This window comes from Blastococcus sp. TF02-09, assembly GCF_003319105.1.
GTDB lineage: Bacteria > Actinomycetota > Actinomycetes > Mycobacteriales > Geodermatophilaceae > Blastococcus.
This window is the reverse complement of the sequence record NZ_QOHH01000023.1, coordinates 1-8,732: the sequence shown is the minus strand read 5'-3', so window position 1 is coordinate 8,732 and position 8,732 is coordinate 1. Positions and strand designations below refer to the sequence as shown.

Sequence of the window (8,732 nt, the reverse complement as noted above, 5' to 3'; positions counted from 1 at the left end):
CTGAACGGGCGACCCCGCAAGACCCTCAACTGGCTCAAGCCCGTCGAAGTCATCGGCCCTCTACTGTCAGGCGATCAACCAGCGGGTGTTGCATCCGCTCCTTGAATCCACCTGACCTGATCCCAGCTCAGTCGCCCAGGAGCCGTCGCGTCTGCCGGCCGACGGCCGCCCTGCGTGTGCGTGAACGACCGCCAGCTCGGGTCGAAGCGCAGCGCGTCCGTGCTGGGCGCCAGGGTCATCGGATGGGCTCCCCGCGCTCGGCGGGGGCAGGCGTCGGTGCCGGCACGGCGACCGGTTCGGGGACCGGCGCCGGCGGCGCGGTGGCGCGCCCCGGGTCGGTGTGGTGCGCCGTGCCGATCGCGACGGAGAGCAGGCTGGCCAGGGCGGCGAGGACGACGGTGAGCGCCCACCCGCGCTGGGCCCCGTCCAGCTCACCGCCGGCGCCCGCGACCGCGGCGAGCAGGATCGAGACGCCCAGCGTCGCGCCGATCTGCCGGAACGCGCCGAAGGTGGCCGTGCCCGTGGCCAGCGTCGCCGGCGGCAGCGAGGACGACGCCGCGGCCGACAGGTTGGTCAGCGTGCACCCGACCCCGATGCCGGTGAGGACCTGCCCCGGTAGGAAGTCGGCGGCGAAGCCGCTCACCTCCCCCACCCGCGCGACCCAGTACGGCGCGCCCAGCCCGAACAGCGCCGTCCCGAGGGCCGCCACGGGACCGTGGCCGATGCGGGCACCGAGCCGGCCGGCGGGGATCGCCGTGAGCGCGGCCAGGGCCGGTCCGGGGATGAGCGCGAAGCCGGCCTCGACCGTGCTGAACCCCCACCCGCCGGTCAGCCACAGGACGTTGCCCAGCAGCATCCCGCCGAAGCCGGCCATGAAGGAGGCCATGGCCAGGTTGGCGAGGGTGAACGAGCGCACCCGGAACAGCGCCAGCGGCAGCACGGGCACCGTGCCCCGCGGCGCCCGTGCGGCGCGCAGGCCGACCAGCGCCCCGGTGACGACGGCGCCGGCGAAGGCCGCCAGGACGAGGCCGCTGTCCCAGCCGCGGTCGGGAGCCTCGACCAACCCGTAGGACAGCAGCCCCACCGAGCCGATCAGCAGCAGGGTGCCCAGGACGTCGGGACGGCGCCGCTCGGACGCGTCGCGCGACTCCGGCAGCACCCGCAGCCCGAGCACGAGCGCCGCGATGCCGACCGGGACGTTGACCAGGAAGATCCACCGCCACGACGCCTCGACCAGCAGCCCGCCGATGGGCGGCCCGAGGGCGGCGGCCACTCCCCCGACCATCGACCACACCGCGATCGCCCCCGCCCGGCGCGCCGGGGGAAACGCGACCAGCAGCAGCGCCAGCGACGTCGCCGTGATCATCGCGCCGCCGACCGCCTGCACCACGCGGAAGGCGATCAGGCTGCCCACGTCCCACACCAGCGCGCAGCCCAGCGACCCGGCGAGGAAGGTCGCCAGCCCGGTGAGGAAGACGCGGCGCCGGCCCACGCGGTCGGCGATCCGGCCGGCCGGGGCGAGGAGGGCGGCGAAGACGATCGTGTAGCCGTTGAGCACCCAGGACAGCGCCCCGGTCGTCGAGTCGAACGACGCGGCCAGCGTGGGGAACGCGATGTTGACGATGAACAGGTCCAGCGCCGAGAGGAAGACGGCGGCCGAGACGACCAGCAGCACCAGCCCGGGGCTGCGGGCGGGGGCCGCGGTGGGTGGTTGCTCGGTCGCCGCGCTCATGGCACCCCGCCTCGTCATGGTTCGTGAGCCGAACCGACTGCCCGGACCGTACACGAGTCGGTTCGGTATGCGAACCTAGAAGGCATGGCCGATCGACTCGACGCGCTGCCCGGCCGGCGCTGCTCGATCGCGGGCGCGCTGGACGTGGTGGGCGACCGCTGGGCGCTGCTCGTCGTGCGCGAGGTCTCGCTGGGCGCCCACCGCTTCAGCGAGATCCTGCGCGGCACCGGTGCGCCCCGGGAGCAGCTGACCGCGCGGCTGCACGCCCTGGTCGACGCCGGCGTGCTGGAGCGCAAGCAGTACAGCGCCAGCCCGCCGCGCTCGGACTACCACCTGACCCCGGCCGGCCGCGACCTGCTGCCGGTGCTGCAGGCCCTCATGCAGTGGGGGGACCGCTACCTCGCCGACGAGCCGCCCGTCGAGCTCCACCACGCCGGCCACCGCATCTCGGCGTCCTGGGTGTGCGACGTCTGCGGCGAGAAGGTGGGCCGGGGCATCGAGCGGCACGTCCGCGACCGCCACGGGACCGCCCCGGCCTGAGCCCCCCTCAGGCGGGCGGCACGACCAGGGGCACCCCGGTCTCCCGCTCGGAGACCTCCCACAGGACGTCGATCTGCTTCTGCAGGTCGAAGCGGCGCAGGATCGGCCGGCGCACCGGCGGCCCGTGCGAGCCGAACCGCGGCGCGTACAGCTCGCCGCCCGCCGCCGCCGGGTCCGTGGCCGCGCGCAGCTGGGGGCGGGCGCCCTCGAGCGGCGTCATGCCCGACCGCGCCGTCATCGCGTGCGCCACCGCGCCGATCCAGCCACCCCCGCCCTCGCGCACCGTGCGCGCCTGCAGGTCGGTGTTCGACAGCCCCGGGTGCGCGATGAGCGACGCCGTCGCGCGGCCGGCCCGCTCGAAGTGCTGCTGCAGGCCCAGCCCGAAGTGGTAGTTGGCCATCTTGGCCCGCGCGTAGGAGCCCCACGCCCGGTACTTCCGCCGCATGTGCGGATCGGCCGGGTCCAGCGGGCCGCCCATGAACCGGGCGGTGCTGGTCACGGTGACCACCCGGGCGGCCGGGGCGCGCAGCAGCGCCGGGAGCAGGTGCGCGGTGAACGCCCAGTGCCCCAGGTGGTCCACGCCGAGCTGCATCTCGAACCCGTCGACCGTGGTCCGCTGCGGCATCGCCATCACGCCGGCGTTGTTGACCAGCAGGTCGATCCGCTCGTGCGCGGCCAGCACCGCGGCCGCCGCCGTCGACACCTCTGCCAGGTCGCCGAGGTCCAGCGGCACCACCTCCAGCGAGGCGGCGGGGTACCGCTCGCGGATCCGCGCCGTGGCCGACGTGGTCTTCTCCGGGTCGCGGGCGGCGACGACGACGTGCGCGCCGGCGCCGGCCAGCGCCAGCGCGGTCTGGTAGCCCAGCCCGCCGTTGGCGCCGGTCACCACCGCGGTGCGTCCGTTGAGGTCGGGGATGTCCTTCTCGGTCCAGGCCACGGGCCGATCCTCGCGCAGGTCAGCCCGTCGCGCGCAGCTCGACCGCCGTCAGCACCTCCCAGCGGACGGCGGTGCTCCCGTGGCGGATCACCCGCCAGTACCGGGCGAACGCCGCGCGTCCGGCGTCGTCGGTGGCGCGCACCCGGGTCTCGGAGGAGAGCTCCGTGCCGCCGCGGGTGGGAACGAGCCGGAAGTCCATGGCGACCACGACCCAGCCGGGCGCGTCCCAGGCGCGCAGCGCGGCGGCGTCCAGCTGCGGCGCCGGCTCGTGGCCGGTGAGGCGCCAGGGCTGCAGCAGGCCGCCGAACACGACCGACGACGGCGGCTGCGACTCCAGCAGCGGCACGGGCAGGGCATCGAGGAAGGGCCGGTCGTGCACCTGCCGGCGCCCGCGACCGGAGAGCAGCACGGGCAGGAAGCGGGCGGCCGACAGCACCAGCGTGAGCGGGAGGCCGGAGAACCGCACGGCGTGCAGCGCGTCCCACACGGCGCGGGGTTCCGCCGCGATCCAACGAGCCTGCCGCGTGACGTGGTCCGGCTCCGGGACGACGTCGTCGAGCTCCATCACGCCAGCGCGGCGTAGACGGCCCGCACGTAGGCCTCGCTGCGCGGCGAACCGAGGATGCCGCCGCCCATCCTGTTCATCATGTAGGTGACGGTCAGCCGCCGGTCGAGGTCCATCACCGCCAGCGAGCCGCCCCAGCCACCCCAGAAGAACGTCCGCCCCTCCGGCACGTAGGGCAGGAGCGGCGAGCCCAGGCAGTAGCCGGTGCCGAAGCGGAACGGCACGCCCAGCACCAGGTCCACGCCGTCGGACATCTGGACGAACACCTGCTCCACCGTCTCCGGGGAGAGCAGCCGCACGCCGCCGGCCTCGCCGCCCAGGCTGAGGGTGCGCAGCACGCGCATCACCCCGCGGGCATTCGAGTGCCCGTTCAGCGCGCCCAGGTCGGCCGCCCGCCACTCCGGGGAGTTCGCCGCGTCGGCAGAGGCGCGCGGGCCGGTGAAGGTCTTGACGGCGACCGGGTCCGGCGGCGCCGCGCCTTCCACCGGCTCGGGCGGGGGCGGGGCGACGACGGGCGCGATGCGGGACACCTCCGACTCGCGGGCGCCGATCTGGAAGTCCGCGCCCAGCGGACCGGCGATGCGGTCGGCGACGAACTTCTTGAACGTCGTGTTGGTGATCCGGCGGACGACCTCGCCGACGAGGTGGCCCTGGTTGCTGGCGTGGTAGCCCGAGGCCGTGCCCGGCTCCCACCACGGGGCCTGCTGGGCCAGCCGCTCGGTCGCGGTGTCCCAGTCGTACATGTCCCGGACGGAGAAGGGCTGCTCCCAGCCCGAGACGCCGGAGGTGTGCGAGAGCAGGTGCCGCACCCGCACGTCCTTCTTGCCCTTGGCGGCGAACTCCGGCCAGTAGTCGGCGACCGGCGCGTCGAGGTCCAGCTCGCCGCTCTCGACCAGCATCAGCGCGGCCAGCGCCAGCACGCACTTCGTCGTCGACCAGACGTTGACGATCGTGTGCTCGGACCAGGGCTGGGTCCGCCCGGCGTCGCGGTGCCCGCCCCAGAGGTCGACGACGGTCTCGCCGTCCAGGTCGACGGCGATCGAGGCGCCGAGCTCCTCCCCGGCCTCGAGCTGCTGGGACAGCGCCTCCCGCACGCCGGCGAACCGGTCGTCGCACGCGCCGTGGACCTCGGCCACCGGAGCCTCCTGGTTCTCCCGCGAACCGGTGCCGCGGGACGTCGAGCACATCACGCCCCCCGGCACGGGACAACGCGACCCGGCCGCGCGGCGCGGCGCCCGTTGTGCCAGCGTGCCGGGATGACCTCCACTGCGGACGGCGGCCGGCACGGCCTCCAGATCGTCCTCGGCGCCCTGTCGCTGATCCCCCTCGCCTCCGGGGCGGCGGGCGCCCTCGTGGGGCCGCGCGCCCTGCCCGGCGTCGACGGGCCCGTGCCCACCGACGTCGACAGCGAGTACCGCTACACCCACGCGGTGTACCTGACGGCGGCGCCCGTCCTCTGGCGCGCGCTGCCCCGCATCGAGCGCGAGGCGGCCGCCGTGCAGGCGGTCTCCGCCGCCGTCTTCCTCGGCGGCGTGGCCCGGCTGGTCTCCTGGCGGGCGAGCGGACGCCCGCACCCGGTGCTCGTCGGCGCCACGGCCCTGGAGCTGGCCGGCATCCCCGTCCTCGTGGCCTGGCAGCGGCGGGTCGCCCGCCTGGCGCGCCGCTGATCCGCGGAGCAGGATCCCCGCCCGTGGAGCTGACCCGGCGCCAGGTGCTGGCCTTCCGGGCGCGCGCCCAGCAGCTGGGCCGCGCCACCGGGTCGCTCGAGGACACCGGCGTCCTCGACCTCGGCGTGCAGGACACCGGCACCGACGGCGCGGCCTGGGCGCTGGCGCTGCGCGGGCTGCCCGGCCCGCCGGCCGAGGAGCTGGTGCTGCTCTGGACGCTGCGCGGCGCGCCGCACGTCTACCGGCGGGCCGATCTCCCCGGCGTCGCCGCGGCCACGGCGCCGTTCTCCGACGCCGACGCCGCCAAGCGCATGTTCGACGCCGCCCGGCCGCTGACGGCGGCCGGCATCCCGGCGCTGGCGGGCCTGGACACCGTCGCGGCGCGGATGCGCGAGATCGTGGACCGGCCGACGGTCAAGGGCGAGCTCTCCACCCGGCTCACCGCCGTCCTCGAGCGGCCCTACCTGCGCGACTGCGTCCCTTGCGGCGCGGTCCACGCCTACGAGCAGCCCTTCCGGCTGGCCGCGCTGCGGGCCGGGCTGGAGCTGGAGCCGGGGACCTCCCCGCCCGTGCTGCGCCGGATCGAGGGGTTCGCCCCCGCCGGGTCGACGCCGGAGCGCCTCGACGTCGTCCGGGGCTACCTGCGGCTGCTCGGCCCGGCCACCCCGAAGCACGTCGCGGAGTACCTCGACGCACCGCCGGCCGACGTGCGGGCGCACTGGCCCGCCGACGCGGTGGAGGTGACGGTCGAGGGCGAGCGCCGCTGGGTCCTGGCGGCCGACGCCGGGCAGCTGGTGGTGGAGCCGCCCGCCGGCACGGTGCTGCTGGGCAGCCACGACCTGTTCCTCCAGGCGCGGGACCGGGCCACGCTCGTCCCCGATCCGGCCGCGGCCAGGGAGCTGTGGCGCACCATCGGCCGCCCGGGAGCGGTGCTCTCGGCCGGCGACGTCGTCGGCACCTGGCGGGCGCGCAAGGCCGGCCGGGCCCTGGACGTCACGCTGGGCCCGTTCGGCCCGGTTCCGCCCGGCTTGCGCGCTGCCGTCGCCGCGCAGGCCGAGCGGCTGGCCGCCTCCCGCGGGCTCGCCCTGCGGCGGCTGTCGATCGACGGCTGAGCAGGGTCAGACGTCCAGGTCGGTGCTCCCCGGCGGGGGCTTCACCTCGTCGCCGGTGACCCCCTCGTCGCCGTGCGGGCGGGCCTCGTCCTCGTCGGCGCCCTCGACGTCCTCGGGCACCAGCGGGGTCTCCTCCTCGACGTTCTTCCGGGCCTGGTCGCGATCGGTTCCCGGTACCTCGGTCATGGCGATCTCCTCCGCTCGTCGGACCCAGGACCTACCCCGCCCCGGTGCGGCCGACCCCGGCTTCGCCACCGGCGAACAGCCCACCCTCGACACCGGGTGGTGCCGGGTCAGCCCCGGCGCACCGCCGCGGCGGTGGCCTCGTCGGCCGGGAGGAACGCCTCGACGCTCAACTCGGCGGCGGTCAGGTCGACGGCGGTGCCGAAGGTGGTCACCGTGCTGAGGAAGCTCAGCACCTCCTCGCCGGACCGCAGGCGCAGCGGCACCGCGATGCCGTTGGGCGGGGTCCGGTCCATCCCCCGGGCAGTGCGAGCAGTTCCCGGTGCAGCGCCGCCAGGCCGAGGTCGCCGCTCAGGTGCGCCGCGCGTCCCAGCCGGTGCAGCACGTGCCGGCGCCACTCGGGCAGGTTGAGGATCCGGGGGGCGAGGCCGTCGGGGTGCAGGCTCAGCCGGAGCACGTTGACCGGTGGCTCGAGGAGGGCGGGCGCCGCGCCGTCGAGCAGGCCCGCCAGCGCGCGGTTGGCCGCCACGAGGTGCCACGACCGGTCGACCACCAGTGCCGGGAACGGCTCGTAGGCCGCCAGCACGAGGTCCAGGGCGGACCGGACGGCGGCCATGTCGGGGTCGCCGAGGTCCCGCCGCCGGTAGACGGGCGCGAAGCCGGCTGCCGCCAGGAGCTCGTTGCGCGCGCCGAGCGGGATCTCCAGCTCCTCGGCCAGGAGCAGCACCATCTCGCGGCTGGGCCGGGCCCGGCCGGTCTCGACGAAGCTCAGGTGCCGGGCCGAGACGCCCGCCTCGCCGGCCAGGTCGAGCTGGCTCAGCCGGCGGCGCTGCCGCCACTGGCGGAGCAGCTCGCCCACGGGTGCCTCTGCTGCGACGGTGCCGGTCACGGCGACGACGCTAGCCACGTCGGTGCGGGCCGTCGCTTACCTCGGAGGTAATCGACCGACCGCAGCGGCGCCGCGACGGTGGCTGCATGACCAGCATCCGCACCGCTCCCGCCACCTCCCCGCGTCCCCGCGCCGGTGGACTGCTGCGCCTCGCCCTCGGGCTCGACGCCGTCGTCACCGGGGTCAACGGCGCCGCCTACCTGCTGGGCGCGGCGCTCCTCGACGGCCCGCTCGGCCTGTCCCCCGGCCTGCTCCGGGGCGTCGGCGTCGTCCTGCTCGGCTACGCCGCCGCCGTCTGGTTCGTGCGACCCGTCGCCCGGTCCCCGGCGCCGCGGTCGAGGCGGTCGTGGGCGCCAACCTGCTGTGGGCCGTCGGCAGCGTCGTCGCCGCCGTCGTCGGCATCGGCTCGCTGACCGGCCTGGGCGCCGCCTGGCTGGTCCTGCAGGCCGCCGTCGTCGCCAGTTTCGCCGTCCTCCAGATCGCCGGCCTCCGCCGGCGCTGACACCACCACCCCGAGAGAAGGAGAACCGCCATGACCGCCACTCCCGCCCACGCCGACCGCTACCTGGCCGCCTGGAACGAGACCGACCCGGAGGCCCGCCGCGCCGCCGTCGCCGAGGTGTTCAGCGCCGACGTCCGCTACACCGACCCGATGGTCGACGTCCGCGGCGCCGAGGCGCTCGCCGCCACGATCGGCGCCGTCCAGGCGCAGTTCGCCGGCTTCGTCTTCCGGCTCGCCGGGCCGGCCGACGCCCACCACGACCAGGTGCGGTTCACCTGGGAGCTGGGGCCCGACGGCGCCGAGGCGCCGATCGTCGGCTCCGACGTCGCCCTGCTGGACGCCGACGGCCGGATCAGCGCCGTGCTCGGCTTCCTCGACCGGGTGCCGGCCGCCGCCTGACCGAGAGCCGCGTCCTCCCTCACCTCCGCGCGTCCTCCCTCACCGCCCACCGTGAGGGAGGACGCGCTGGGATCAGGTCACCCGGCTTCAAGGGGTCGTTGCAACGCCCTGACTGACCTGGAGGTCGGGCGATGACGGCGACGGTGGAGCTGCAGCATCTGCGGCGGGCGTTCTGGCGGGGCGTGCGCGAGGGCCTGCCGACGGTC

Annotated in this window: 13 protein-coding genes; 6 read left to right on the top strand and 7 right to left on the bottom strand. The window is 76.0% G+C overall.

All coding sequences use genetic code 11. The features are described from left to right. Positions 1 to 235: 235 nt before the first annotated feature. Positions 236 to 1,732 carry a DHA2 family efflux MFS transporter permease subunit gene (locus DQ239_RS19975; RefSeq protein ID WP_158544911.1) on the bottom strand — a complete coding sequence of 499 codons (1,497 nt, stop codon included), beginning with the start codon at positions 1,730 to 1,732 and terminating at the stop codon, positions 236 to 238. Between the two features lie 84 nt (positions 1,733 to 1,816). Here DQ239_RS19975 and DQ239_RS19970 point away from each other — a divergent pair, with 84 nt between their 5' ends. Then, positions 1,817 to 2,272 (top strand): helix-turn-helix domain-containing protein, encoded by a 456-nt coding sequence (locus DQ239_RS19970; RefSeq protein WP_113836169.1) that lies wholly within the window; start codon positions 1,817 to 1,819, stop codon positions 2,270 to 2,272. Positions 2,273 to 2,279: 7 nt separating this feature from the next. Here DQ239_RS19970 and DQ239_RS19965 read toward each other — a convergent pair whose 3' ends face one another. Genes DQ239_RS19965 through DQ239_RS19955 form a run of 3 tightly spaced genes read right to left on the bottom strand, consistent with a single transcriptional unit; the run spans position 2,280 to position 4,910 of the window. Continuing rightward, positions 2,280 to 3,209 carry an oxidoreductase gene (locus DQ239_RS19965; protein WP_113836168.1) on the bottom strand — a complete coding sequence of 310 codons (930 nt, stop codon included), beginning with the start codon at positions 3,207 to 3,209 and terminating at the stop codon, positions 2,280 to 2,282. A 19-nt stretch (positions 3,210 to 3,228) separates the two neighbouring features. Next, positions 3,229 to 3,774: a hypothetical protein gene (locus DQ239_RS19960; protein ID WP_113836171.1), complete on the bottom strand. Its 546-nt coding sequence runs from the start codon at positions 3,772 to 3,774 to the stop codon at positions 3,229 to 3,231. Next, complete coding sequence (locus DQ239_RS19955) at positions 3,774 to 4,910, bottom strand: serine hydrolase domain-containing protein (protein WP_113836167.1); 1,137 nt, start codon at positions 4,908 to 4,910, stop codon at positions 3,774 to 3,776. The genes DQ239_RS19960 and DQ239_RS19955 overlap by 1 nt, the downstream gene beginning before the upstream one ends. 120 nt (positions 4,911 to 5,030) lie before the next feature. On the opposite strand from DQ239_RS19955, the gene DQ239_RS19950 reads away from it, so the two are divergent. Further along, positions 5,031 to 5,441 carry a DUF4345 domain-containing protein gene (locus DQ239_RS19950; protein ID WP_113836166.1) on the top strand — a complete coding sequence of 137 codons (411 nt, stop codon included), beginning with the start codon at positions 5,031 to 5,033 and terminating at the stop codon, positions 5,439 to 5,441. 23 nt (positions 5,442 to 5,464) lie between these two features. Next, positions 5,465 to 6,553, top strand: coding sequence for a crosslink repair DNA glycosylase YcaQ family protein (locus tag DQ239_RS19945; protein ID WP_113836165.1), 1,089 nt, complete (start codon positions 5,465 to 5,467; stop codon positions 6,551 to 6,553). Between the two features lie 6 nt (positions 6,554 to 6,559). On the opposite strand, the gene DQ239_RS19940 is transcribed toward DQ239_RS19945, so the two are convergent. The 3 genes from DQ239_RS19940 to DQ239_RS19935 all read right to left on the bottom strand — a co-directional run bounded on the left by DQ239_RS19940 (position 6,560) and on the right by DQ239_RS19935 (position 7,625). Further along, positions 6,560 to 6,739: a hypothetical protein gene (locus tag DQ239_RS19940; protein WP_113836164.1), complete on the bottom strand. Its 180-nt coding sequence runs from the start codon at positions 6,737 to 6,739 to the stop codon at positions 6,560 to 6,562. Positions 6,740 to 6,846: 107 nt separating this feature from the next. Then, a complete protein-coding gene (locus DQ239_RS21235; RefSeq protein WP_255411266.1) occupies positions 6,847 to 6,972 on the bottom strand; it encodes a hypothetical protein in 126 nt (41 codons plus the stop codon). Continuing rightward, complete coding sequence (locus DQ239_RS19935) at positions 6,966 to 7,625, bottom strand: helix-turn-helix domain-containing protein (RefSeq protein WP_233489523.1); 660 nt, start codon at positions 7,623 to 7,625, stop codon at positions 6,966 to 6,968. Before DQ239_RS19935 ends, DQ239_RS21235 begins: the two co-directional genes overlap by 7 nt. 86 nt (positions 7,626 to 7,711) lie before the next feature. Here DQ239_RS19935 and DQ239_RS19930 point away from each other — a divergent pair, with 86 nt between their 5' ends. Genes DQ239_RS19930 through DQ239_RS19925 form a run of 3 tightly spaced genes read left to right on the top strand, consistent with a single transcriptional unit; the run spans position 7,712 to position 8,526 of the window. After that, on the top strand, positions 7,712 to 8,038 hold the full coding sequence (locus tag DQ239_RS19930) for a hypothetical protein (RefSeq protein ID WP_199583226.1): 327 nt from the start codon (positions 7,712 to 7,714) through the stop codon (positions 8,036 to 8,038). Continuing rightward, complete coding sequence (locus tag DQ239_RS20745) at positions 7,972 to 8,127, top strand: hypothetical protein (RefSeq protein WP_199583224.1); 156 nt, start codon at positions 7,972 to 7,974, stop codon at positions 8,125 to 8,127. The genes DQ239_RS19930 and DQ239_RS20745 overlap by 67 nt, the downstream gene beginning before the upstream one ends. A 30-nt stretch (positions 8,128 to 8,157) precedes the next feature. Beyond that, entirely contained in the window at positions 8,158 to 8,526 is a 369-nt protein-coding gene (locus tag DQ239_RS19925) for a nuclear transport factor 2 family protein (RefSeq protein ID WP_113836163.1), read from the top strand. The last annotated feature ends 206 nt before the right edge of the window (positions 8,527 to 8,732 follow it).